This is a genomic window from Sphingomonas asaccharolytica NBRC 15499, from assembly GCF_001598355.1.
In the GTDB taxonomy this organism is placed as follows: Bacteria; Pseudomonadota; Alphaproteobacteria; order Sphingomonadales; family Sphingomonadaceae; genus Sphingomonas; species Sphingomonas asaccharolytica.
The window spans coordinates 37763-62845 of the sequence record NZ_BCYU01000021.1 but is presented as its reverse complement, the minus strand read 5'-3'; the positions used below and the strand labels follow the sequence as shown (position 1 = coordinate 62845).

Annotated in this window: 21 protein-coding genes, 1 tRNA gene and 1 pseudogene; 9 read left to right on the top strand and 14 right to left on the bottom strand. The window is 64.1% G+C overall.

What is annotated here, in order from left to right:
- The 5 genes from SAS01S_RS08045 to SAS01S_RS08025 all read right to left on the bottom strand — a co-directional run.
- Positions 1-698 (bottom strand): N-acetylglucosamine kinase (locus SAS01S_RS08045; RefSeq protein WP_066806969.1); only part of this gene is annotated, 698 nt, incomplete at its 3' end.
- Positions 695-1837: an SIS domain-containing protein gene (locus tag SAS01S_RS08040; RefSeq protein ID WP_066806967.1), complete on the bottom strand. Its 1143-nt coding sequence runs from the start codon at positions 1835-1837 to the stop codon at positions 695-697. The genes SAS01S_RS08040 and SAS01S_RS08045, both read right to left, overlap by 4 nt.
- Positions 1830-3113 (bottom strand): D-tagatose-bisphosphate aldolase, class II, non-catalytic subunit, encoded by a 1284-nt coding sequence (locus SAS01S_RS08035; RefSeq protein WP_066806965.1) that lies wholly within the window; start codon positions 3111-3113, stop codon positions 1830-1832. Before SAS01S_RS08035 ends, SAS01S_RS08040 begins: the two co-directional genes overlap by 8 nt.
- 73 nt (positions 3114-3186) lie before the next feature.
- Positions 3187-4128 (bottom strand): DMT family transporter, encoded by a 942-nt coding sequence (locus SAS01S_RS08030; RefSeq protein WP_066806963.1) that lies wholly within the window; start codon positions 4126-4128, stop codon positions 3187-3189.
- The gene (locus SAS01S_RS08025; protein WP_066806961.1) at positions 4125-6218 is read right to left on the bottom strand and encodes a glycoside hydrolase family 36 protein; all 2094 of its coding nucleotides are present in this window, start codon (positions 6216-6218) and stop codon (positions 4125-4127) included. The genes SAS01S_RS08030 and SAS01S_RS08025 overlap by 4 nt, the downstream gene beginning before the upstream one ends.
- Before the next feature lie 345 nt (positions 6219-6563).
- On the opposite strand from SAS01S_RS08025, the gene SAS01S_RS08020 reads away from it, so the two are divergent.
- Entirely contained in the window at positions 6564-9491 is a 2928-nt protein-coding gene (locus SAS01S_RS08020) for a TonB-dependent receptor (protein ID WP_066806959.1), read from the top strand.
- Positions 9492-9574: 83 nt separating this feature from the next.
- Here SAS01S_RS08020 and agaR read toward each other — a convergent pair whose 3' ends face one another.
- Positions 9575-10345 (bottom strand): transcriptional repressor AgaR, encoded by a 771-nt coding sequence (gene agaR / locus SAS01S_RS08015; protein WP_066806955.1) that lies wholly within the window; start codon positions 10343-10345, stop codon positions 9575-9577.
- Between the two features lie 263 nt (positions 10346-10608).
- Here agaR and SAS01S_RS08010 point away from each other — a divergent pair, with 263 nt between their 5' ends.
- Both SAS01S_RS08010 and SAS01S_RS08005 read left to right on the top strand, forming a co-directional pair.
- Positions 10609-11739, top strand: a complete 1131-nt coding sequence (locus tag SAS01S_RS08010; protein WP_066806954.1) for an amidohydrolase family protein — start codon at positions 10609-10611, stop codon at positions 11737-11739.
- 467 nt (positions 11740-12206) lie between these two features.
- Positions 12207-12578, top strand: a complete 372-nt coding sequence (locus SAS01S_RS08005; protein ID WP_066806953.1) for a response regulator — start codon at positions 12207-12209, stop codon at positions 12576-12578.
- 237 nt (positions 12579-12815) lie between these two features.
- Here the strand turns inward: SAS01S_RS08005 and SAS01S_RS08000 are convergent, their stop codons facing one another.
- Entirely contained in the window at positions 12816-13730 is a 915-nt protein-coding gene (locus tag SAS01S_RS08000; protein ID WP_066806952.1) for an SDR family oxidoreductase, read from the bottom strand.
- A gap of 140 nt (positions 13731-13870) precedes the next feature.
- Here SAS01S_RS08000 and SAS01S_RS07995 point away from each other — a divergent pair, with 140 nt between their 5' ends.
- Positions 13871-14419, top strand: coding sequence for a TetR/AcrR family transcriptional regulator (locus SAS01S_RS07995; RefSeq protein ID WP_218016269.1), 549 nt, complete (start codon positions 13871-13873; stop codon positions 14417-14419).
- A gap of 428 nt (positions 14420-14847) precedes the next feature.
- Here SAS01S_RS07995 and SAS01S_RS07985 read toward each other — a convergent pair.
- Both SAS01S_RS07985 and SAS01S_RS23420 read right to left on the bottom strand, forming a co-directional pair.
- Positions 14848-14921 (bottom strand) — tRNA-Gly (locus tag SAS01S_RS07985).
- 140 nt (positions 14922-15061) lie between these two features.
- Positions 15062-16020, bottom strand: a pseudogene (locus tag SAS01S_RS23420) (sigma 54-interacting transcriptional regulator).
- Between SAS01S_RS23420 and SAS01S_RS23245 the strand changes: the two are divergent.
- Entirely contained in the window at positions 15977-16435 is a 459-nt protein-coding gene (locus SAS01S_RS23245; protein WP_066806944.1) for a histidine kinase dimerization/phosphoacceptor domain -containing protein, read from the top strand. The pseudogene SAS01S_RS23420 and the gene SAS01S_RS23245 overlap by 44 nt on opposite strands.
- Positions 16436-16783: 348 nt before the next feature.
- Here SAS01S_RS23245 and SAS01S_RS07960 read toward each other — a convergent pair whose 3' ends face one another.
- From SAS01S_RS07960 to SAS01S_RS07950, 3 genes are all read right to left on the bottom strand, one after another.
- On the bottom strand, positions 16784-18559 hold the full coding sequence (locus tag SAS01S_RS07960; protein ID WP_066806941.1) for an ABC-F family ATP-binding cassette domain-containing protein: 1776 nt from the start codon (positions 18557-18559) through the stop codon (positions 16784-16786).
- Positions 18560-18734: 175 nt separating this feature from the next.
- Complete coding sequence (locus tag SAS01S_RS07955; RefSeq protein WP_066806984.1) at positions 18735-19139, bottom strand: nuclear transport factor 2 family protein; 405 nt, start codon at positions 19137-19139, stop codon at positions 18735-18737.
- 86 nt (positions 19140-19225) lie between these two features.
- A complete protein-coding gene (locus SAS01S_RS07950) occupies positions 19226-19978 on the bottom strand; it encodes an SDR family NAD(P)-dependent oxidoreductase (protein ID WP_066806939.1) in 753 nt (250 codons plus the stop codon).
- 112 nt (positions 19979-20090) lie between these two features.
- Here SAS01S_RS07950 and SAS01S_RS07945 point away from each other — a divergent pair, with 112 nt between their 5' ends.
- The 4 genes from SAS01S_RS07945 (at position 20091) to SAS01S_RS07930 (ending at position 23823) form a co-directional block, all read left to right on the top strand.
- Positions 20091-21026: a LysR family transcriptional regulator gene (locus SAS01S_RS07945; protein ID WP_066806983.1), complete on the top strand. Its 936-nt coding sequence runs from the start codon at positions 20091-20093 to the stop codon at positions 21024-21026.
- 119 nt (positions 21027-21145) lie between these two features.
- Positions 21146-21442, top strand: a complete 297-nt coding sequence (locus SAS01S_RS07940; protein WP_157082709.1) for a hypothetical protein — start codon at positions 21146-21148, stop codon at positions 21440-21442.
- 40 nt (positions 21443-21482) lie between these two features.
- Positions 21483-22163 carry a response regulator transcription factor gene (locus tag SAS01S_RS07935; protein ID WP_066590860.1) on the top strand — a complete coding sequence of 227 codons (681 nt, stop codon included), beginning with the start codon at positions 21483-21485 and terminating at the stop codon, positions 22161-22163.
- Between the two features lie 352 nt (positions 22164-22515).
- Positions 22516-23823: a sensor histidine kinase gene (locus tag SAS01S_RS07930; RefSeq protein WP_066806982.1), complete on the top strand. Its 1308-nt coding sequence runs from the start codon at positions 22516-22518 to the stop codon at positions 23821-23823.
- Here SAS01S_RS07930 and SAS01S_RS07925 read toward each other — a convergent pair.
- Both SAS01S_RS07925 and SAS01S_RS07920 read right to left on the bottom strand, forming a co-directional pair.
- On the bottom strand, positions 23820-24050 hold the full coding sequence (locus SAS01S_RS07925; protein WP_066806935.1) for a hypothetical protein: 231 nt from the start codon (positions 24048-24050) through the stop codon (positions 23820-23822). The genes SAS01S_RS07930 and SAS01S_RS07925 overlap by 4 nt on opposite strands.
- Complete coding sequence (locus SAS01S_RS07920; RefSeq protein ID WP_066806933.1) at positions 24047-25045, bottom strand: LLM class flavin-dependent oxidoreductase; 999 nt, start codon at positions 25043-25045, stop codon at positions 24047-24049. The genes SAS01S_RS07925 and SAS01S_RS07920 overlap by 4 nt, the downstream gene beginning before the upstream one ends.
- Positions 25046-25083 lie beyond the last annotated feature (38 nt).

Here is a 25083-nt window from a genome sequence, read left to right as displayed (position 1 = left end):
TGGATGGCGATCGCGGCGGGATCGCCCGCCGCCGCCGCTTCGGCGACCACCGGCGCGAGACCGGCGATCTCGTCGCGGGCGAGGCCGTGCTCGCCCATCACCTTGGCGCAGATGTCGAGATCCGCCTCGAGCCCGAGCCGACGTCGGAACGCGTCGTGGAGCGGGCCTTTCGGCAAGCGGCCGTCGCTCATCCGGGTGAAGGCGTTGAGCCCCTGGATCGCGATCCAATAGGCAGAGCCTTCGTCGCTGAATATTTCGCCCCAGCCGCCGACACGCGCCGCCCGGCCTTGCCGCTCGCCATAGCCGATTGACCCGGTGCCGGCGACGAGGTTGATGCCGTCCGCGCAGGCGAGCGACCCCGCCCAGCCGCAGACCATGTCGTTGCCGCAGCGATAACGGTCATGCCCGAGCAGGCGCCCGCAATGCTGGTTGAGCAGCGGGTCGATCGCCTTGTCCTCGCCATAAGCGGGCAGGCCGAAGAAGGTGAAGGCCAGCCCGGCGGGCTCGATCCCGATCTGCGCGCAGATGCCGGCGGTCCCGGACTCGAGCGCCTGCACCGCGCCGTCGAGTCCGACCTGGAGATGATAGGTCGTCCCCTCGATCTGCCGCGCCACAACGTCGCCGGCGCCGTCGATGCAGACGAACTCGGTCTTGGTGCCGCCGCCGTCGACGCCGAGGAAATAGCGGGGCGTGGTCATGCGCCGGTGCTGTGGATGCGCACGCCCTTGACGACGCGGCTGACCGTCCCGGCCTGGTTCGGCGTGTCGGGCGTCAGGCCGCGGTCGAGCGAGGCGTGGAGCGCGAACAGCTGCGCGGGCACGATATAGGGGAACAGCAGGTCGCTGTCGGCCGCCGTCTCGAGCCCGTGTACTCTCAACGTCTCACCCTCTATGTCCTGGGCGGACACCGCCAGTACGGCGCCCGCGACCTTGTCCGCGCGCAACTCGGCGATCAGGTCGAGATCATAGGCGCGGGTCAGGGGATCGTTCGAAAGGAACGCCACCACCAACGTACGGTCGTTGACGATCGTCTTCGGGCCGTGACGGAAGCCGAGCGTGGAGTCATGCATCGTCACCAGCCCGCCGTCGGTGAGTTCGAGCAGCTTGAGCGCCGCTTCGCGGGCCAGCCCCTGGAATGGGCCACTGCCGAGATAGACGACGCGCTCGAACCCACGCGTGGCGAGCGCCGCCATCGCGGTTTCGGTGTCGGCCAGAACCGCCTCGACCGCCTGGGCGATCCGCTCGTTACGGTCGCCGAACGCGGCGATGCCCGAAAAGATCGCCAGCGCGGCATAGGTCATCGCCGAGAAGCTGGACGTCATCGCGAAGCCGCGATCGTGCGTCGCTTCAGGCAGCACCACGACATAGGCATCGTCGCCGCGCCGTTTGGCCAGAGCGCCGTCGGCGTTGCAGGTGATGATCAGATGATGGACGTCGGCGACGCGGGCATCGGCGAGATCGATCGCCGCGATGCTTTCCGGGCTGTTGCCCGACCGGCCGAACGACACCAACAGGGTCGGTGTTTGCGCTTCGAGATAGAGGTCGGGCGCGCTGACCATGTCGGTGGTGGGCACCGCGTCGACCCGGCGCCCGGTTGCCTGCGCCAGCGTCGCCGCCAGGCATTCGCCAATGAACGCCGAGGTGCCGGCCCCGGCCAGCACGATGCGCAGGTCGGGCTCCGCGAGCAGCGGCGCGATGAACGCGTCGATCGCCCCCTGTTCGTCGACGAGCAGGGCCTGGGTCGCTCGCAGCGTGATTGCCTGCTGGAAGATTTCGCGGCGCGTCCAGGGTTCGGCGCCGTCGGCTGCCGTTTTCGGGGCAGCGTTGAGGTCAGGCATTGGGATGGCAGGCTCCATGATAGGCGTCGAGCGTCGCGTCGATATGGGCCGCGACCAGGTCGACCGGGTCGAGCGTGGCGCGGCCGGCGCGGTGCGCGGCAAAGGCGATGGGGAGGTATTGGCTGACCAGCGGCAGCGGCGGCACCGTCTCGCGCAGATTGGCGAACAATCGTTCCTGCGCGGCGGCAATCGCGCTGTCGGGCCAGTAATAGCGGATACGGTCGCTGAAGCTGTAGTTGAGCTGGAAATCGAGCGCCGCGCCGCTGGCGTGATAATATTTGGACCAATTGCCGGGTTCGGCATGCATCCGTTCGATCGCGACGCCGCGCAGATTGGCGCGCCGTTCGGGCGCCACCGTTTCGCGTTCGATCGCGTCGAGCGCCCACAAGGCTTCGCGCAAGGCAAAGGTCACACCCGGCCCGACCTTGAGGATCGCGAAGTGATCGCGGACCAGAGCGGCGAGCGCTGCGGGAGTCTGGTAATCGGTCGAATGCGCTTCGAACACGATGTGCTCGACCGGCTCGATCGCCTTGCTCAGCGCGGTCGCCTTTTCGGGGACGTAATCGACCACCTTGTCGTGATCGAACTCGACGCCAGGCTGGACGACGGTGGCGATCACGCGGTCCCAGGCGCCCGACAGCCCCAGCTCGGCGAACAGGCCGCGGTGCATCGCGATCGTCGCCAGCGCCGCGTCGGGCGTAGTGACGGCGAGTTCCTCGAGGTCTTCGGCCGCACCGCCGGGCACGGGGACCTCGGTGCCGATGATATAACTCGGCGCATCGTCGGGATCGCCCGAATAGGCGGCTTCGGCGGCCGCGCACAGCCGCGCGGCGCGCTGGGCGATGGTGCGTTCGGGCAGCGGCACCGGATCGTCGGCGCTGCTCATCGAGCAGTCGAGATGGATCTTGCCGAATCCCGCGGCGACATAATCGCGCACCATGATCTCGGCTTTGGCCATCGCCTGCTCGGCGGGCAGCCTGGTCCAGGCATTGGGGCCGAGATGATCGCCGCCCAGCGCCAGCCGTTCTTGCGGATAGCCGACCCGGTCGGCGATCCCCTCAACGAAGGCGCGATAATCGACCGGCGTCATGCCGGTGTAGCCGCCGTCCTGGTTCACCTGGTTGGACGTCGCCTCGATCAGCGCGATCGGCGCGTCGTGCGCCAGCGCGTGGCGCAACGTCGCCTCGATCACCAGCGGATGGGCCGAGCATACCGACGTGATGCCGACGCGCTTGCCTGCTTTGTGCTCGGCGACGAGGGCGCGGATTGCTTTCATGATTGCTCCTCGAATGGACAATCCGCGTACATTGAAAGAAAATGAAACACAAGGAAATGATGCATAATGAAATTTATATCGCCGCCGGCTCGGCGGGCGATGGCGACGTTTCGTCGGCCGTATCCGGCTCGATCGCGAGCAGCACAGACGCGGCGAGCGCCAGCGCGAGGCCGACGATCTTGAGCGTATCGGGCATCACGCCAAGCGCGATCAGCGAAATGATTGCGGTGGCGAGCGGGGCGCCGGCATTGGACAGCGGCGCGACGATGATCGCTTTGCCGTAGCGGAAGGCGAAGACGAGGGTGAGCGCGCCGATCGCGTTCAGCACCTGGATGCCGGCGGCGAGCGCCGGGCCGTCCCAGCCCCAGTTCACCGGATGGGAGCGGTCGGTCAGGAACCAGGCCACCGGCACCAGCAGCAGCCCGGCGATCATCATGTAGAAGAAGATGCCCTCTGCCGACATGTGGTTGTTGGCCGACTTCATGAAGTAGGCCTGCACGCCCCAGCACAGCATGACGATCAGCGCGAGCACGAACCAGGTCGACCCGGTGGTCGCGGCGCCGTCGGCGGGGGTGTAGTTGAAGATCGGTAGCGCGATCAGCGCCAGCGCGATGCCGAGCAGGCCGAGCTTGCCGGTGCGCTCGCGCAGCAAGGCGTAGGACATCACGATCGTGACCAGCGGCGACAGCGAGATGATCGGGAAGATCAGATAGGCCGGCCCCCGCGTCACCGCGTAGAACAGCACCATCTGTCCGCCGGCGCCGAGCAGCCCCACCGCCATGCCGTAAGCGATCGCCCGCGGACTCGTCTCGAGCTTGCCGCCGCTCATGCGCAGCGCGATGAACGCCGGCGGGATCATCGTCAGTGCCCAGACGCAATAGACCAATGTGTCGGGAAAGCCGTGCTTGGAGGACTGGTCCGAAAAGGCGCCCCAGACGCCCCACAGGACGACGGTGACCAGCGCATGGAACAGCCAGGCGCGGCCGGAGGGGGCGGGGGCGGGGGTGGCGGTCATGCGGCATCTCCTGCGGGCGTTGCCTCGATGACGAGGAAGCGCTCGAAACCGGCGTTGATCTTGTTGCTGGCGGCGCTGGCGGTGCCGAGCGCCGCGCCGGTGAAGCTGTCGGTCAGCCGGTAGGGCCCCTTGCCGAGCCCGCGCAGTTCGATCGGCCCGTTCCAGGTCTTCGCGTAGAAAGCATAATGCAGCTTGCCGCCGGCCGCGACGACATGACCTTCGGGCTTGTCGAAGCCGATATCGTAGAGTTCGCCGAGGTATCGCCCCTTGGACAACATGTTGCGGCGATAGAGCGCGATCCACTTGCGCCACAGCCGTTCCTTGTCGGCGGTCAGCACGAAGCCGCCCGGCGGCAATTTGTCGTTGGGCTTGTCGGTGTCCTTCGGCCAGGTGAACTTGGTCGAGGGGATGGCGCCGATCCCATAGGTCGAGGCGAAATCGTCGCCGCCGTCGCTCAATTCGACATGGTCGCCGCTATACGGCGCGGACGGGCCCATGATCGCCTTGAAGGTCTTGCCCTTGAGGCGCACCTGCCATGACGATTCGGGATCGGACGCCGGCGTGTTGTTCATCGCGGGAATGTTGAAAAAGGCGAAGGAATCGCCGCACGGGCAGATCTCGACATTGGCGTTCTGGTTGATCCCGATCACCGTGTCGTAGATCGCCTTCCAGAAATCCTGCAGCTTCTCGACCGATTCCTCGGGCCGCTTGTGGTTGTGCGCCGGGTTATAGCAGGGCGCGACACCGTTGAGGTCCTGGCCGTCGATCTTGAGGCCTTCGAACCCCCACTCGCCGACGATCCTTCGCATGACCGTCTTGAAATATTCGACCGTCGGTGGATAGGCCGGGCACAGAGTATAGCTGTTCCACCAGCTCACGTTCTGCGCGGTGCCGCTGGCGTCGAGCAGCAGCATGTCGCGATGATCGCGCATCAGGTCGCTGGCCGGGGTTGCCGACAAGGGCGAGATCCACAATTTGGGCCGCATGCCATAGGTCTTGATGCGGTCGGCCATCGCCTTCAAATCGGCATTGCCGCCGGGGAACCGGCTGGTGTCGGCGACCCAGTCGCCGATCGCCTTTTGCCAGCCATCGTCGAGCACCGCCCATTCGCAGCCGACCGCGTTCGCCTTGTCGAGCGTGCCATAGACCTGATCGGGGGTGACGTTGCGTTCGTAGCCCCAGGCGCACCAGATCGGCGCATAGCTCGATTCGGGGATGGCGGGCGCCGCGAGCCCGCGCTCGGCCATGATCCGGCGATAGGCGTCGAGCGGGGCAAAATGATCGCCGCGATGCGCCATGATGAAGGTTTCGGGCAGGGTCACCTTTTCGCCCGGCGCGAGCAGGATCGGCTGGTCGCCTTCGATCGCGATCCGCGTGCCGCCGGGCTGCGACGCCACCGGCAGCGCGATCAGCCTGGGGACCGTTTCGACATGCCCGACCGCCAGCCCGACGTCGGGGCGCCATACCGCCGCCACGGGCGTGCCGCCGCCGTAATCGGAGCCGTTCATGCCCATGTAATTGCGCTGCTGGAAATCGTGCCGCACGCGTTGCACCCAGTCGCGGCGATCGGGATGCGAGGCGCCCGAAAAGGTCCAGGCGCCCTCGGGATGCACAAGCAGTTGATGCGCCGCCGACCACCAGGCCGCGATCACCAGCGGCGTCTTGCTGAGGTTGCGGTACTGCACCGTCATCAGCGCCGCGCCGGGCAGCGAGGGGTGGAACACCAGGTCGATACGCTTTTCGAGCCGCCCCTCGGCCACGCCGCGCACCGTATGGCGTCGGCCGCCGCCACGCACGTCAACGGGTGCGGCCCCGCTATCGCCGAGCAGCACGAATCGGTCGAGCACCGATCCGTCGGCCAGGCGCACGCCTTCGCCGCTGTCGAACGCGGTCAGCGGTCGTCCTTCGCGCGACAGCCGCGATCGAAGCGCGCCGTCGAACTCGATCGTCAGGATGCCATCGGTGGCCGTAGCCGCCGCGCCCGTAAAGGCCAGCGCGGGGGCTGACGGGATCAGCCCCGCCATGATCGCCGTCGTGCCGCACAGCAGGCCGGTCAGCGTGGATCTGCGTGTCAGTGTGGCGCCTGCCATTGGTTCCTCGCCGCTTGCGATGCCCGGTTTGCGATGGGCATGTCGGTGTGCGAGCTTGCACAGGGATTCGCCCAGAAGCAAACGAAAACGAGCCCGCTTCACTCGTTTTGTTTCGTTTTAATGCCCGTTGCCGCGCAGGCCTAACTGCGTCTCAGGCTCATGCGATTATCGCATAACTATCTGTTATATATCGATAATGATACAAAGTCCGCTGTTGCAAAGAAGTCGCGATCGAGTGCTCTTTCAGAGCGGCGTTGCCATAATATGACAAAAAGGGTTGCGTTGTGTAAAAACCGATCACAGAACGAAACATACTGAAATTTACGGCTGATTGAGGGGAAAATCATGGCCTCACGTCTTCTACTGCGTACCGGTGCCAGCATCTTCGTCGTGGCGCTGGCGTCGCTCCCCGTGGCGGCAATGGCTCAAACCCAGCCTGAACCGGCGCCGCAGGCTCAGTCGTCGGACACCCTGTCCGACACCGCCGCGGCCGATAAGGCGGCAAACGATATCGTCGTCACCGGCATCCGCGGCAGCCTCGACAAGTCGGTCGAGATCAAGCGCAGCGCGACCGTCGTGCTCGATTCGGTCAACGCGACCGAACTCGGCCGCTTCCCAGACAGCGACGTGGCCGATTCGCTGCAGCATATCACCGGCATCACGATCAACCGCACGACCGGCGGCGAAGGCCAGTATGTCAGCGTCCGCGGCCTCGGCTCGCAATACAATATCACCACGCTCAACGACCGCATCCTGGCGACCGACGACGATGGTCGCGACTTCGCCTTCGATATCCTCCCATCGGACGTGATCTCGGGCGCCGACGTGCTCAAGTCGCCACAGGCCAGCGCCACCGAGGGCAGCATCGGCGGCACCGTCAACCTGCGATCGGCGCGGCCGTTCGATCACACCGGGTTCCACATCGCCGCGCGGGCCGAGGGCAACTTCAATCAGATGTCGCGCGACGGCGGCTATAAGGTCTCCGGCTTCATCAGCGACACCAACAGTTCGGGCACGTTCGGCGCGTTGATCGGTGTGGTATGGTCGGACCAGAAGTTCCGCACCGACGCGCTCAACTATTCCTCCTGGGATTCGAGCAGCCCGGGTGTCTGGCCGGTCGGCCCCACCGCGGATTCGCCGCCGCCCGCCAACGCCAAGCCGGTGGTCGGCCTTTGCTGCATCCAGTTCGGTTCGGTGGTCGACCAAAAGAAGAGGTTCGCGCTGACCGGTACGCTCGAATGGCGCCCGGCCAGCAACCTGCACGTAACGGTCGACGGCATGTACACCAAACTCAACGACCCGCAGGTCGCGTACAACCAATCCTATTTCCCGGGTTTCACCTACGACCAGAATGGCCAGCCCGAATGGTCGAACGTCACGGTCCAGAACGGGTTCATCACCAAGTTCACGACCAACAATTTCACCCCGGAACTGGTCAACCAGACGATCCACCGCGTCGTCGACACCTATCTGGTCGGCGCCAACGTCCAGTGGGACGCGTCTTCCCACCTGTCGTTCCGTGCCGACGCCTATCGCTCGCAGGCGAACCGGCCGGAGGGCGGGACTGACACCTTCCTGACCGCGGGACTGGTCTCCCCGACTCCGTACAATCAGAACACCCTGACGTTCTCGGCCAACCCGAACGCGATGCCGAATATCAGCGTCACGCTGCCGGATGGGTCGGATTATGCGACCGCGCTCGCCTCGGGCAAGCTCGACAACCAGAATCTGTGGAGCACGCATTATGACGGGCTGTCGGGTTTCTCGATCAAGGACACGGTGACCGGAGCCAAACTGGACGGCACCTACACGGTCGACAACAGCATCCTGAAGAGCATCAGCTTCGGCGGCGCGTTTCTCAAACGGTCGAAATCGCGGCGTGACGTCAGCAACGACTGGACCAACGGTTCCAGCCAATACAGCTCGCTCTACAATACGATGCCCGGCCAACCGGGACCGATCACCTTCGCGACGATGGGTCAGAACGTCATCTCGACCTTCAACTTCCCCAATTTCTTCTCTGGCGCCGGCGGCAGCTTCCCGACCACGATGCTGGCGATCAACGCCAAGAACCTTCTCGCCGGTCTCAAGGCGCTCGACGGCACGCCGAACTACACGTCGGGAGTGGGCGTCTATAACTTCGCCGACAGCTTGCCGCAGTTCAACGCGGTGAATTCGTACGTGGTCAGTGAGCGTACCTTGTCCGGCTATATCGAGGCCACGTTCGGCGGGCGTCGCTGGAACGGGAATATCGGCCTGCGCCTGGTCAACACGCAGACGACCGCTTCCACGGCAATCAACAAGATCATATCGGTGACGGTTGCCGATACAGCCAATCCGACCGCCTCGGCGGTGGTGGACTATTCTGACGCGACGCCGATCACGGCGCATGGCAGCTATACGATCCCGCTGCCGTCGGCCAACTTCAACTACGGCTTCACCGACAATCTCCACCTGCGCCTGGCGGTCGCCGAGACCATCGCGCGGCCCAACCTCAATCAGTTCGCGCCGACCCAGACCGACAATAGCAGTAACCAGGATTACGTCGTCAGCTATAGCGGCAACGTGAACCTGAAGCCGATCAAGTCATGGCAGGCCGATGCGTCACTGGAATGGTATTACCATAAGAACGACATGGTATCGGTCGCGCTGTTCGGCAAAAAACTGCGCAACGACATCACCTCGGTTGAGGTCAACAATGTAGATATCGGCGCGGTCGGCTGTTTCAACGGCAAGCCCTGCGTGCCGTTGCTGTACAGTGTGGTCCAGCCGATCAACGGCGACGATGCCAAAATCTATGGCGTCGAGTTCAGTTGGCAGCACATGCTGAGGAACGGTTTCGGCATCCGTGCGCAATTCACGCATACCTGGAGCCAGACGACGATCAACGGCCAGGACGCCGGTCAGGAAGCCGGCGTCTCGCCGACGACCTGGTCGATCAATCCCTTCTACGAAAAGGGCCCGATCTCGCTCAGCGTGTCGTGGGATCACTCGAGCTCGTTCGTCTATGCCAACTTCACGGAGGTCGATGGCATGCCCGCGATCGCCAGTTCCTACGACTGGGTCACCGCGACGGCGTCGTTCAACATCACCAAGCGGATCAAGCTGTACGTCGAGGGGCGCAACCTGACCAACTCGATCGTCCGCACCTATCTCAATGGCGATCGCAACATCGTCTGGGCGTCGGGCGCGGTCGGTACCGGCAGCAGCGTGGGAGCCGGTTATACCGCATATGGTCGGACGTTCACCGCCGGGGTTCGCTTCGGGTTCTGAATAGGCCGGGCAGGCGGCGGACCGGCGGATCCGGTCCGGCCGCCCCTTGCGCCAGGAGATGTCAGACATAGCTCGGCTGGTCGTCAGGCGATGCGGATGTCGCAACCGAGCTTGCTTGCCTGATCCAGGCTGTCCTCGGGCGCGCCGTCGTCGGTGATCAACACATTCACTTCCTCGAGCCCCATGATGCGGTGCAGGCAGGTACGGCCGAATTTGCTGCTGTCGGTCACCGCCACGACCTCGCGCGCGACATGGGCCATCTTGCGATTGAGCGCCGCCTCGGCCTCGAAATGCGTGGTGATGCCTCGCTGCAGATCGATACCGTCGACTCCGAGGAACAATCGATCGACCTGCAGGCTGTCGAGCGCCGCCTCGGTCTGTCCGCCATAAAACGCCATGTTCTTGCGCCGCAGCCGCCCGCCGAGCAGCACGACTTCGATATTCTTCTTGTGGACCAGCTGATTCAAGATGTCCGCGTCGTTGGTCAGCACGACGAGGTCGGCGTCATCGGGCAGGAAGCGCGCGATCTGCGCGGTGGTCGTTCCCGAATCGAGGATGATCGCCTCGCCCGGTTTCACCATCGACGCGGCGAGGCGGCCGATCCGCTCCTTCTCGGGCATGTGCAGGACGCGCTTGGCATCGACCGGATCCTCGTCGGCCACGCCGATCACGCCGGCGGCGACGGCGCCACCGTAGCAGCGGACGGACACGCCGCGCGCCTCGAGAAAGGCGAGGTCCTTGCGAATCGTCTGGGTGGAAACTTGGTACTGTTCGGACAAGGCGTGTACCTGGACGCTCCCCACGTCGTGAAGCATTCCGATGATTTCCTGACGTCGCCGACTTGTATCCCGCATTATGCCTCCTGCGCGATTTCTAGCGGCAAAGCGCCGATCGCTCCATGCGTTTTCTTTCGTTGATGCCGCGGCACGCCGTGTCTTGGGGACGGGTAAACCTCGACAGGTCGTTGCTGCGATAGCGGGTCGATGCGACGGCTCGGTTTGTGGATGAAAATTATATAATGAAACATATGCAAAACGGTTTGCGCGCTGTTTGGGAATAATGCTAGCCCGTCTCGAACTGTCGTAGTTTCATTTTATATAACATCAAAGGAGGGGTTATGCGCCTGCACCATGGTTTAATCGCCGCGTCACTGCTGTCGCTGGCGGTGGCTTCCACCCAGCCGGTGCGGGCGCAGGATCCGGCCCAGGCGACCTATAGCGAGGCCGATTTCGTCCGCGTTCCCAAATTCGATGCGCATGTGCATGACAATGTCGCACGAACCGCCTTCATCGATATCGCCCGCAAGGACGGCTTCGAGCTGTTATCGATCAACGTGGACTATCCCGATTTCCCCCCGCTGAAATTGCAGGCGAAGGCGGCGGAGGAGCATGAACTCCAGAATCCCAAGATCTTTCACTTCGCCACGGCGTTCTCGATGGACGGATTCGGCGAGCCGGGGTGGAGCGACCGCGCGATCGCCACGATCGATGCCGCGGTCGCCAAGGGCGCGGTAGCGGTCAAGGTCTGGAAGAATATCGGTATGGTGGTCAAGGACAAGGAAGGCAAACGCGTCTTCCTCGACGATCCGCGGTTCGACGCCGTGATGGCGCATATCGAGAAGATCGGGATCCCGCTGATCGCGCATCAGGGCGAGCCGCTCAATTGCTGGCTGCCGCTCGACCAGATGACGACCGACAACGATCGCGGCTATTTCCGCGATCACCCGCAATATTATATGTATCTCCATCCGGAAGAGCCGAGCTACGAGATGCTGATGGCAGCGCGGGACCGTTTCGTCGCCTTCCATCCCAAGCTGTCCTTCGTCGGTGCGCACATGGCCAGCCTCGAATGGAGCGTGGACCGGCTGGCGACATTCCTCGACCGCTTCCCCAACGCCAACGTCGATCTCGCCGCGCGCATGACGCAGATCCAGTATCAATCGAACCAGGATTACGAGAAGGTCCGCGCCTTCTTCATCAAATATCAGGACCGATTGATGTACGGCACCGACGTTGCCGACAATCCGCCCGACCCGAGCAAGCCAGTAGAAAACCCGCCGGTGGACATTGACCATCTGGCGACCGAGGTCGATCACGCTTGGCGTTCGGACTGGCGCTATCTTGCAACGCCGCAGTCGCAGCGCATCGAAGAGATCAAGTCCGATGTGAAGGGGCTGGGGCTGCCGCGCGTTGTGATCAACAAGATCTACTACGAGAACGCGCACCGGATTTATCTGCGGGGGCGGTAGCGGTTTTGTTGGCGCGACGCCGGCGGTGGCCCCGGCAAGCCCTGGGCGCCCCAGCTTGGCCAATCCGTGTTTTGCGAAGGCCGCGACGGATTGCGGGCAGCGCGCCCGTCCGGCCTCATCCAGGTTGACGATGCCCGCATCTGCGAGCGACAACCAAATTGCCGATATTCGGCTAGCAGCCGACTGCGAGCCGTTCGGCTTGCCGCATCGCTATGGGCGCTTTTACGGGCTGCAGGTCTAGACGTCGCCAAGCGCCAACCTCGTTCAGATCGGCGTGTCGCCGCTGAGCGAAATCCCGTGAAGGTGTACCGGGCGGCGGTGATGCGCGAGATGGGGGTCCGGACGCTCGCCGACCTCGTCAAGGCGTCCGAGCAGCTTGTCGCCCAGGCGCCGGGATTGCAGCCTGTCCCAGAGTCGTAGCCGTTGCGGCCGTCGTTGATTACCCGCGTCACAGCGAAGGACTGATCTTGTCCGGCGTAGCGTTCATCTGCGTCATCGACGATGACTCCTCGGTCCGAAAGGCGTTGCTCAACCTGATCGAGTCGATGGAGTTTAAAGGCTGCGGACATCGCTCCGCGGAGGACGCGCTGGGCTGCGGCGACGCCGAGGCGGCGGCGTGCATCCTGACCGACATTCATATGCCGGGACTGGACGGATTCGCCCTCAAGCGCGCGCTCGACGAGCGCGGCTGTGTCACGCCCATCATCATGATGTCCGGACGCGACGACGTGCTGCTGGAACGCCGCGCGCAGGAAGCCGGGGCGATATGCTTCCTGCGCAAGCCGCTTCATGCGGAGGCTCTAGCAAGATGCCTAACGCATGCCGTGGGCAATCACTGACGCCGGTGGCCAAGCTCGGTCGCCACCGGCATCGCAGGACCTAGTTCGCCGCGCTATCATGCAGCATGGCATTCGGATCGCGGCTGAAGAGCGAGATCTCGGAGGATATCGAATCGGGAGACTAACGGTTCTGACATGCAGATGAACGGACTCGCCATTGGCGATCTGCCAGTCACTTGTGAGCTCCCATAACGCCTCACTCCGGGGCTGACAAAGGCTGCCCCGTCGCAGCCCGTATCAACTGCGGAAGCTTTGGATGAGTTTGTCGGACGCTTCCCACAGACGACGCGCAACGGCCTCGTCCAGTGCAGCCGGGGGAACCCGCGCAGGCGCGGGATATCCGCGGGTCTCGCCCCAAGCGTCCGGGCCATAATAGCCGCCTGGTTCGGCATCGGCCGAGGTTGCAGCGAAGAGCGTCGGGAGCGCCCCTTGCGCGGCCGGCTGGAAGAGAAACCATAACAGTGTCCGTGCCAGGCCCATGCCACTCCAGCGACCGGGAGCATTGTGCAGCAGGTCGGTGCGCGCGACGCCGGGATGCGCAACGATGCTCGTCACGCCCCAACCGCCGGCGGTGCTGCGGCGCTGCAACTCGAGACCGAACATCAGGCAGGCGAGCTTGGATTGGCTATACACCGGCATCGACTTGTAGCTTTTCTCGGCATTGAGATCGTCGAGGTCGATCGCGCCGTTTCTCGCGGCGACGCTCGAAAGCGAGACGACCCTCGCGTCGCCTGACTTGCGAAGCAGCGGAAGCAGTTGGTTCGTCAGCGCGAAATGACCGAGGTAATTCGTCCCGAACTGAAGCTCGAACCCGTCCCTCGTTTGCTCCCGCCTGGGTGGGACCATCACGCCCGCATTGTTGATCAGGATATCGAGCTTCTCCTCTCGGCCTGCCAGTCGGGTCGCGAAAGCTGCGACGGAAGCCAAGCTTGCGAGATCGAGCAACTCGAACCGCACCCGTGCAAATGGAAGCTCCGCTGCAATCCGAGCCGCCGCTTCGGCCCCTTTTTGCGCGTTGCGGCCGGCGATGATCGTGTAGGCACCGGCGCGCGCCAGGGCCAGCGCCGTTTCATAGCCGAGGCCCCCCGCCCCGGTGACGACAGCGATGCGGCCATCCTGCGCGGGAATATCTGCCGCCGTCCATTTACGCATGTCTCATCCACCCATATAAGTGCACCAAGTGCAGAATTATACTTGCACTCAGTGCATGTTTCAAGAGGGCGGGTATGTCGGCGTCGTCCCCCACGACAAATTCAGAAGAAGGACTGAGGGCTCGCAAGCGCCGCGAGACGATGGCGCGCATCACCGGGGCTGGGATACGGCTCTTCCTCGACCGCGGTTATGAAACGACCACGTTGGACGATATCGCCGCCGCTGCCGCGATCTCGCGGCGATCCTTTTTCAATTACTTCAACTCCAAGGACGACATCCTCATCTCTCTGCAGAGTGGGATGGGCACCATGATCGCCGACGCAATCCGGAAAGCGCCGGCCGACGCCCAGCCAATCGAGGCCGTGCGCGACGCCGTTCTCGACGTCTGCGCCGCAGTCGCTCCCGACGACATGCTCGCCATCGATCGATTGATGCGATCGAGCGAAACCGTGCAGGCTCGGAAGCAAGCCAGCTACGTCGAGCAAGAGAGAACCTTGTTCGCGGCTTTGCGCGAACGTTGGCCAGAACCGGAGAGGGAACCCGGGCTCAAGGTAGTGGCAATGATCGCCATGGGCGCCGTCCGCTTGTCGACCGAAGCGTTCAACCAGGCGGCCGGCGCGCGCACAATGCCCGCCCTTCTGAGAGAAACCTTCGGTACATTGGAAACTGAGCTGCGCGCCCGAAGGTGAGGCGCTGCGTGGCGCTACGTTGGCACTTGAGGCCGCCCGACAGGATATGTCGAATGTGGAACTTCAGCGCCGGTGGTCCCCAAAAGCGAATCACGATTCGCTAGATTCCGACCTCCCGTCGTCAAAAATGCCGAGCCGGCGCTCAGTTTTGTCGGGAACGCCCATCTCGGCCGTCGTCCTTGGCGCCGGTGCAATTAGTGCTTCCGCGCCACCAAGCCGCTAACGGCCGGAGTCTGTCATAACAATGTAACACGTGATTTTGCTATGATTTGTGGCGCACCCGACAGGATTCGAACCTGTGACCTCTGCCTTCGGAGGGCAGCGCTCACGCCTAAGTGCGAATGGTTTCCGCCTAGTTGCCCTCGGCGTTCTTGATCGACGGAATCGGCAGCGCTAAACTCGAAAAGCCAAGGATTTCCGGTTTTCGATGGAGCGGGTGAAGGGAATCGAACCCTCGTCGTAAGCTTGGGAAGCTTCTGCTCTGCCATTGAGCTACACCCGCATCCGAACATTTTGCTGCATCGAAGGCACGTGCTTTGCCGTGCTTCGTGCCATTGGATGTTCAGCGGAGTGGCCAGTGCCACACTCGCCGGACGACGGTCAACGATATTTGCGGTGGGGACAGCCGCGCTCTGCCGGCCGCTAGATCTGTGAAACTGTCGCCCAGTCCAATCCGAACCGGGCGAGATATTTACGCAGCCGATCCGCGTCGTTGGCGGTGCTCCGGCGAGCGCGCGACGCCGCGAACAGGGTGCGACCGCTTCCGACAGCGAGCGGCTCGTGCGGCAGATGCGGACCGTTTCGGCCAGCTGGACGCGGTCGAACGGATCGATCGCACTGAGCGCATCCGCGTCGAGCACGTTAGCCAAGATGCCGAGTCCATCATCGGTCTGACCCGACCAGAGACGCTTGAGCCGGACGATCTCCGCCTCGACGCATTCCAGGTCGATCCGTCCCTTAGGCGACAGCGTCGCCATGCGGGTGACGCTCGCCGCCAGGTCGCGAAAATTGCCCGGCCAGCGCGCGTCGGGCGCGGTCGCGAACGCGAGGTAGCGCTGACGGGCTTCCTTGTTGAAGCTGGCGCGTTCGCCTTCGCGCTCGGCGAAGCGATCGAGTTCATAGTCCAGATTGGGCGCGATATCCTCGCGCCGGTCGGCAAGGCCGGGGAGGGTGAAGGTCCACAAGTTCAGTCGCGCGTAGAGATCGTCGCTAAAAGCCCCCGCGGAAACGGCCTCGCCCAGATCGCGGTTGGTGCCCGCGATCAACTGAAATTCGGATGACGATTCCTTGTCGGCGCCGACCGGCAGGAAGCATTTGTCCTCGATCGCGCGCAGGATCATCGCTTGTTCGTCGAGCCCGAGCTCGCCGATCTCGTCGAGGAACAACATGTCCTTGTCGGCGGCGCGTAGCAGGCCGGCACGATCGGCGACCGCGCCGGTGAACGCGCCCTTGCGGTGGCCGAACAGGGCGGACATCGCGCCGTCGCCCTTCAGTGTCGCGCAGTTCACCTCGACGAACGGCCCGGCGATCTGGTGCTTGAGTTTCTTGAGCTCGTAGATGCGCCGCGCCAGCAAGCTCTTGCCGGCCCCCGTCGGCCCCATCAGCAGGATCGGTGCTTTCGAGCGCAGCGCGACCCTGCTGGCTTTCCGCGACATCACCGCGCGGCGCGTGATCGAGCGCGAGAAAAGCGCGCTGTTGACGCAAACCGAAGATCTGCTCGTCCAGAAGCAGGTTCTGCTCGAAGAGATGCGGCATCGGGTCGCCAACAGCCTCCGGATTATCGCTAGCATCCTATTATTGATGGCGCGGGCGGTACTGTCGGAGGAGACACGGGGGCATTTGAAGGATGACCATCAACGCGTGATGTCAGTGGCCGCGGTTCAGCAATATCTCCACACGACCGACGGCATCGATCAGATCGACGTTGCCACCTATCTCACCAAATTGTGCGCCGGGCTGGCGGCGTCGACGATCGGTGAAGCGAGCCCGATCACCATTGAGGCAAATGCCCGATGAGGGAGTGATCGAATCGGCTACCGCGTCAGCCTGGGATTGATCGTGACCGAACTCGTCATCAACGCGATCAAATATGCCTTTCCCGGCGGAAGGCTGATGCCCGGATCCTGGTGACTTATGAGGTAAAGGGGCCTGACTGGAAGCTCACCGTTTCCGACAACGGTATGGGCCAGGCGGTCCCCACGAAAACACCCGAGGAGGCCGGGTTGGGGACGACCATCATCAGGGCTCTGTCCAAGCAATTGGGCGCGAGAGTCGAGCAGTCGGATACCGGGCCGGGGCTGACCATTGCGGTGACGCGGGCGCCGTTCACTTCCCGAATGCCAAAAGCCGCGTAAGGGCCGCAGTTCAGCCCAACGCCTCGACCTGCTCGGCAAGCTCGAGCCAGCGTTCCTCGGCGGCGTCCTTCTCGGCGCGGGCGGCCTCGATCGCTTTGGTCAGCGCGGCGAACTTCGCCGGGTCGCTGACGTAAAGCGCGGGGTCGGCCAATGCTGCCTCGTCGCGGGCGATCGCTGCTTCGATCTCCTCGATCCGCTTGGGCAGCAGATCGTAATCGCGCTGGTCCTTGTAGCTGAGCTTGGCCGCTTTGGGCTTCTCGGCTGCCGGCGCGGGCTTCGCGGCCGCTTTCTTTGCTTCCGGCCGCTTCTTGCGCCGGGCATCCCAATCGGCATAGCCGCCGGCGACGACATCGACAGTGCCCGACCCGTCGAGCCCGAGCGTCAATGTGACCGTGCGGTCGAGGAAGTCGCGATCGTGGCTGACGATCAGCACGGTCCCCTCATAATCTGCGATCACTTCCTGGAGCAGGTCGAGCGTCTCGAGGTCGAGGTCGTTGGTCGGCTCGTCGAGCACCAGCAGGTTCGACCGCCGCGCGAATTCGCGCGCCAAGAGTAGCCGCGAGCGTTCGCCGCCCGACAGGGTCGCGATCCGCGCCTCGACCATGTTGGGATCGAACAGGAAGTCCTTGAGATAGCCGTGGATGTGCTTCTTGACGCCGAGCACCTCGATCCAGTCGCCGCCGTCTGCCAGCACGTCGCGCACGCGCTTGTCGGGCGCCATCAGCTTGCGCTGCTGGTCGATCACTACGCCATCGAGCGTCTTGGCGAGTTTGACCACGCCGCTGTCGGGTTCGAGTTCGCCGGTCAGCATCCTCAGCAACGTGGTCTTGCCCGCGCCGTTGGGTCCGACGATGCCGATCCGGTCGCCGCGCGTGATGCGTAGATTGAGGTCACGGATGATGACCCGGCCCTCGAACGCTTTGGTCGCGTGCCTGGCGTCGATCACCACCTTGGTCTTGACGTCGTCGCTTCCGGTGATGAGCGCGGCGGCGCCTTGCGGGCCGAGCATCGCAGCGCGTTCAGCGCGCATGTCCTTGAGTTTCGCCAGGCGGCCCATGTTGCGCCGGCGGCGCCCGGTGACCCCGCGCTGGAGCCAATGCTCCTCGAGCTTTAATTTGGCGTCCAACTTTTCGGCGGCGCGCTGCTCCTCGGCATAGACCTGCTCGGTCCACGCCTCGAACCCGCCATAGCCGATCTCGCTGCGGCGGATCGTCCCGCGGTCGAGCCACAGGGTCTGGCGGGTGAGGCGGGTGAGGAAGGTGCGGTCGTGGCTGATCACGACGAACGCGCCGGTGAAGCGCGTCAGCCATTGTTCGAGCCATTCGATCGCGGCGATGTCGAGATGGTTGGTCGGCTCGTCGAGCAGCAATACGTCGGGGTTCTGCGCCAGCGCGCGGACGATCGCGGCGCGACGGCGCTCGCCGCCTGAAGCGGAGGAGGCGTCGCGCGACAAATCGATTCCGAGCTGATCGGCGATCGCATCGGCTTCGTGACGCGCGGGCGCGTTGGGCCCGGCCATCACGAAATCGGCAAGCGTCGCGCAGCCATCGACCCGCGGATCCTGTTCGAGCAGCACGACATTGGTGCCCGGCACGATCGTGCGGCGCCCTTCGTCCGACTCGATCTTGCCGGCGATCAGCTTGAGCAAGGTGGTCTTGCCCGCGCCGTTGCGCCCGATCAGTGCGAGCCGGTCGCGCTCGCCGACGTGCAAATCGAGGTGGCGGAACAACCAACCGGCGCCCTGAACGAGGCCGAGGTCTTCATAGGATAGGATGGGAGCGGGCATTCGCGCGGCTACTTAGAGGGCGCGTGGAGGGCGGGCAATGGGGCGTGACTGTCGACAAGAGGAAAGCAGAATTGGCATCGTTTGCGATCGACGCAGTGAAGCGCGGTTGCAATCGCGAAGCCGGGGCCTGTCTCGTTGATCAACGGACTCTCGGACCCCGGCCGGAAGTGGTCGCTCAGCTATTGGCGCGCCGAAACTCTTCCGACATTTCGTCGAGAAAGACATACAACGCCGCGATACGGCCATCGCGCACGATGATGACATCCCAGCCCGTATAATCGGGTGCGTGGCTGGGCAGTCCGGACCCCCAGCCGAGCCGGCCGGCGTTGTGGAGAATCTGCGGTTCGCCGGTCGGCGTGTAGACGAATTCGGGGTGAGTCGCGCGGAGCATTCCTGCGAAATGATCGATCCCGTCGTGTCCGACGACGGGGCCTGGGGGCACGTAAAGGACGCCGTCCTCGGCCCACAATTCTTCGATCGCGGCGCGGCGGTGTACTGCATCGCCTTCGCCGAAAACCTCCTGAAGATTGCGCGTCAGCAACTCGCGGATGCGGTCCGCGGCTTCAATATCGGGGTGCATGGGATGGTCCTTGGAAAGGAGGAAGGCCTCGGACGTGAGCGGCGCTGTGTCGCGGTGCGCCACGCACGTCCAAGAGAGGGTCGCGGTCAGATCTGTGCCTGACCACCATCGACGAAGAGTTCGACGCCGTTGACGAAGCTGGCGTCGTCCGAAGCAAGGAACAATACCGCCTTCGCAATCTCTTCCGGTTGTCCGACTCGCCCGGCCGGGATCAGGCCCGCCAGGTAGTCCTTGGTGCTTTCAGCCTGTGCGCCACCGCCGAACAGGTCGTTCAGACCGGCGGTCTCGGTGACGCCCGGGCTGACCGCATTCACCCGGATATGGCGATCCTTGAGATCGAGGATCCAGTTGCGTGCGAAATTGCGGATCGCGGCCTTGGTCGCCGAATAGACGCTAAAGGCGGGCGTGCCGGAAATGCTGGTTGTCGAGCTGGTCAGGATCACCGACGCGCCGTCCTTGAGCAGCGGCAAGGCCTTTTGCACGGTGAAAAGCACGCCCTTCACGTTGGTCGCGAAGGTTTTTTCGTAATGCTCTTCCGAGATCGTCCCCAGGGGCGCCATCTCGCCGCCGCCGGCATTGGCGAACAGGATGTCGATCTGCGCATGCTTCTGCTGGACGGCGTCATAAAGTCGATCGATGTCGGCAAGCTGCGACATGTCGCCGCGCACGCCGGTGACCGATTTCCCGATTTCGCGGACCGCCGCATCCAGGGCCTCCTGCCGCCGCCCGGTAATAAAAACCGACGCGCCTTCCGCTGCGAAAGCTTTCGCCGTCGCCAGGCCGATACCGCTCGTACCGCCCGTCACCACCACAACCTTGTTCTCGAACCTGTTCGCCATCGTTTTTCTCCGACTTACGGCAAGAGCGCCGTACCTGGTCATAGATGCAACGTGAACGATGGTGCTTGTAGTCGGCTATTATGGCACTTAGCGTTCTGGTAAGGGAACGATGATGCGGATCGATCTCAACGATTATGCCTATTTTGCCGAGGTCGTGGCGCATGGCGGGTTCGCCGCTGCCGGGCGAGCACTACGCGAACCCAAGTCGAAGCTCAGCCGCCGCATCGCCGGACTTGAGGCGCGGTTGGGGCTGCGATTGATCGAGCGATCAAGCCGGCGCTTTCGTGTGACCGATACCGGCCTGGCTTTTTACGAGCGGTGCCGGGCGATCCTCGCCGAAGCAGAGCAGGCCGAAACTTTGGTCGCGCAGGTGCAGGCCGAGCCGCACGGTCGGATACGTTTCAGTTGCCCAACCGGCATGATCGAGCCCATGTCCAGCCTGATTTCCTCCTTCCTGCTGCGCTATCCCAAGGTGCGGCTTCAACTCATAGCGACGGATCGCCCGATCGATCTGATCGCGGAGCGCGTGGACGTGGCGCTCAGAGTACGATCAGAACTCACCAGCGATGCGGCGCTGACGATGCGGTCGTTGGGCAGATCGACGCGCATCCTCGTCGCCTGTCCAAAACTTGCGAACCAGATCGGCACGATCGAGCAGATCGCGCAATTACCGACGCTCGCGACCAACGATAGTGCCGACGATCTCGAATGGCATCTGGAGGCCCAGGACGGCCGCAAGCAAATGGTGCGTATCGAGCCGCGCTTGGGCTGCGAGGACATGTCAGCCGTTCGCAACGCCGCCATCGCTGGTCTCGGCGTAGCGATCCTGCCCGACCATGTCTGCGCCGAAGCGTTGCAGGCGGGCAGATTGGTCCGCGTCCTGCCCGAGTGGCGAGGACTGCAGGGGATCGTACATCTCGTCTTCACGACCCGGCGGGGCCTGACGCCGGCCGTGCGAGCATTGATCGACCATCTGGCGGCCGGCTTCCCGCCCGGTCTCGCCATGGACGCTGCGCTTCCGCTGAGGCTATATTTCAAGAACAAATAACATAGGGCAGCTACGGACTATCCGGCCTTGCCGCGCTAACGGCTGCTTGGTGGAAGCTTGTCGATTGCTGACCGATGCATTCACAGGGTGTTCAAGCCCGCCTCTCTATGCAACCAGCCATGTTGATGTTCGCGTTGCTTGCCTTGACCATGTCACAGACGGCATTTCCGCCGGCTGTCGACCCGCATTTCCAGCGCGACCAGCAACGCGCCTGGGAAGCGCGGCGCGAAGGCCGCGTGCTGCCGCTGCCCGAAATCGAGCGCCGCGTGGTGCCGACGATGCGTGGCGCGCAATATCTCGGACCCGAGCTCGATCCCGATAGCGGCATTTACACGCTCAAGTTCCTGCGCAATGGAAACGTCATCTGGGTGAGGGTCGACGGCCGTTCGGGCCAGATCATCGGCCGCACCGGCTAATTCGAGCGCCCGTGAAGGGGCTCGCGCAAAGGGGATCACAATGCGCGTTCTGATCGTCGAGGACGAACCCAATCTCCGCCAGCAGCTGCAGAACACGCTCGAAGGGGCGGGCTATGCGGTCGACACGGCGGGCGACGGAGAGGAAGGCCTCTTTCTCGGAGAGACCGAGAATTACGACGCGATCGTACTCGATCTCGGCCTGCCGGAAATCGACGGGCTGACCGTTCTCGACCGCTGGCGCAAACAGGGCAAGACCACCCCGGTGCTCGTGCTGACCGCGCGCGACAGCTGGTCGGACAAGGTGGCCGGGCTCGACGCCGGCGCCGACGATTATGTCGCCAAGCCGTTCCAGACCGAGGAATTGATCGCTCGCCTGCGCGCGCTTATCCGCCGCGCCTCGGGCAATGCCTCGTCCGAGCTGATCGCGGGCGATGTCCGGCTCGACACGCGGTCGGGCAAGGTGACTTTGGCCGGCGATCCGGTGAAGCTGACCGCGCAGGAATATAAGCTCCTGTCCTATCTGCTGCATCACAAAGGCAAGATCGTCAGCCGCACCGAATTGATCGAGCATATCTACGATCAGGATTTCGACCGCGATTCGAATACGATCGAAGTGTTCGTGACGCGCATCCGCAAGAAATTGGGGCAGGACGTCATCACCACGATCCGCGGCCTGGGCTATAGCCTGGACGATCCCGACGGCCCGCCGCGGGCCGAATAGTAGATAGCGCGTGGCCGAGGGACGCGATCTGATCGCCGTGCCATCGGCGGACCAGGCGAGAGAGGCGCAGCCTCGGCCGGCCGATCCCGGCGTCGAGGCGCCGGCCGAACGGACCATTCCCCGCTGGCGCGTGATCGTCCGCAAATATCGCCGGCCGAGCGAGATCGCGGCGCTGATCGCGCTCGGGGCGGGTTCGCTGGCGACTATGTTGCTGCTCGGTCCCGATCAGGTGTGGACCGCGCGCGGCCTGCTCGTTTTGTCGGTACTGGCATTGCTGCGACTGGCATGGGTGTTGTGGCGGCGATCGCCCAACACGGCGCGCGCCGTGGTGACGGGGTCGCTCGGGCGGCGTATGATCATCATCGCGGCGATCTGGATTTGCCTGTTGCTCGCCGGCGGCGGCTACGCGCTTGATCGCGTGCTGACCGGTGCGGTGACCCGCAATTTCGACGACCAGCTCAATTATGTCCTGACTTCGCTGTTCACCTCCGCAGAAATCGGGCCGGATGGCGAAGTCGTGTTCAACAGGCCGCCGGGCGATCAGCGCTTTCTCGAGCCCTATTCGGGACTGTACTGGCAGGTCGGCGCGCGCCGGCGCGAGCCCTTTTCGTCGCAGTCGCTATGGGATCGCCGCCTTGCCTATGGCACCGATCATAACGACCTCGAAATCCACACCTATGACAGCGATCAATTCGCCGGCGAGCGGCTGAGGATCGTGGAGCGCGACATCAAATTGCCGGGCTCGCCGGTGCGCTGGCGATTCCAGGTCGCGCAGAGCCGTGACGGGCTCGACGCGCAGATCAACGCACTTCGCCGCACCCTGGTCAGAAGCTTCCTGCTACTCGCGCTCGGGCTGATCGTGCTGGCGGGGCTGCAGACCTGGTATGGCCTGCGTCCGCTGCGCCGGTTACGCGGCGAGATCGCGCGGTTGCGCGGCGGCCGGGCGCGGCAGATCGAGGGCGCGATGCCCGCCGAGGTCGCGCCGATGGTCGATGAGCTCAACGCGCTGATCGAGCATAACGATAAACAGGCCGAGGAAGCGCGGCGCCATGCCGGCAATCTGGCGCACGCGCTCAAGACCCCGCTGACGGTGATCATGAACGCCGCGACCGCCAAGGCCGAGGATCTCGGCGAAACGGTGGTGCGCGAGGCGCGGACGATGCGACGCCAGGTCGACCACCATCTCGCCCGCGCCCGCGCGGTCGGCCGGCGTGGATCGGCGCACAGCCGTGCCGAAGTCTGGCCCAGTCTCGAATCGGTCGAGCGCGCGGTATCGCGGCTCTATCCGCATGTCCGCATCGATGCCGACGGCCCGCACGATTTGCAGGTCCATGTCGAGCGCCAAGATCTCGATGAAATGCTCGGCAACCTGATCGAGAACGCAGCCAAATATGGCGGGGGCAGCGTGTTCGTCACGGTCGGCGCACAAGCCGGGTTCGTCGAGATGCTGGTCGAGGATGACGGTGTCGGCATCCCCGAGGAGGAACGCGTCCGCATCTTCGACCGCGGCGTCCGCCTCGATACCGGCAAGCCCGGGACGGGGCTGGGCTTGGCGATCGTGCGCGATGTTGCCGAAATCTACGAGGGCACGGTCAGCTTAGAAGAAAGCGAAGACCTTGGCGGCCTATTGGTGCGGCTGAGGCTGCCCGCGGCGAATTAATCGCGTTTTTCGCCCACGGCACCGCGCTCATGGTCGCCGATTTCCTTCTGCTTGCGGATTTGCTCGATTGCGGCCTGCTTGGCCGGATCGAATGCACCCATCAGTACGTCGCCGATCGCGGCACCCGATCCGCGTCCACGCCGAGATCGGCGCGACGAGCGTACCATCGCCGGCATCAGCAGCAGGAACGCCACTACCGCGGCCGCGCTGATGATCCACTCAGTCAAGCGGCGACCGTCGCGCCGCGCATCACCTCGGCCGCAATCGCTACGCTCTTTCGGCGCGCCTCGACGTCGTAGATCGAACTGACGACCATCAATTCGTCGACCTTGGTCCGCTCGACGAACGCCGCGATGCCGCGCTCGACCGTCGCTGGGCTACCCACTGCCGAGCATTGCAGGACGTGGTCGAGGATCGCGGCGTGGGGCGGCGGCAGGCTGTCGCGATACCCGGCGACCGGCGGTGGCAATTGGCGCGGATTGCCGGTGCGCAGCGCGACGAACGCTTGCTGCTGCGAGCTCGCCAGGAACTCGGCTTCCTCGTCGCTATCGGCAGCGAAGACGTTGAATCCGGCCATCGCATAGGGCCGGTCGAGCTGCGCCGAGGGGCGGAAATCGCGGCGGTAAATCTCCAGCGCCTGATCGAGTGCGTCGGGCGCGAAATGCGAGGCGAAAGCGTAAGGCAGCCCAAGCATCGCCGCGAGCTGCGCGCCGAATAGGCTCGACCCCAGGATCCACAATTCCGGCTTCGCCCCGGCGCCTGGCGTCGCACGGATGCCGGTTTGGCCATCATCGGCGAAATAGCTCTGCAGTTCGAGCACGTCGCGCGGGAAGGCCTGGGGATCGGTTTCGAGAGCTCGTCGGATCGCGCGGGCGACACGCTGATCGCTGCCGGGCGCGCGGCCTAGGCCGAGATCGATGCGGCCGGGAAACAGTGCGTCGAGCGTGCCGAACTGCTCGGCGATCACCAGCGGCGCATGATTGGGAAGCATGATGCCGCCCGCTCCTATGCGGATTGTGGATGTCGCGGCGCCGACATGCGCGATCACCACCGCTGTTGCCGAGCTGGCGATGCCGTCCATGCCGTGATGCTCGGCCACCCAATAGCGATGATAGCCATTGGCCTCGGCATGACGGGCCATGTCGGCGGCATTGGCCAGCGCCTGGGGCACCGAGCCCCCTTCGACGACAGGGACCAGATCGAGCAGCAAATAGGGGATCATCGCGAGGAGATAGTGTGTCGTCGCGATTGCTCAAGGCG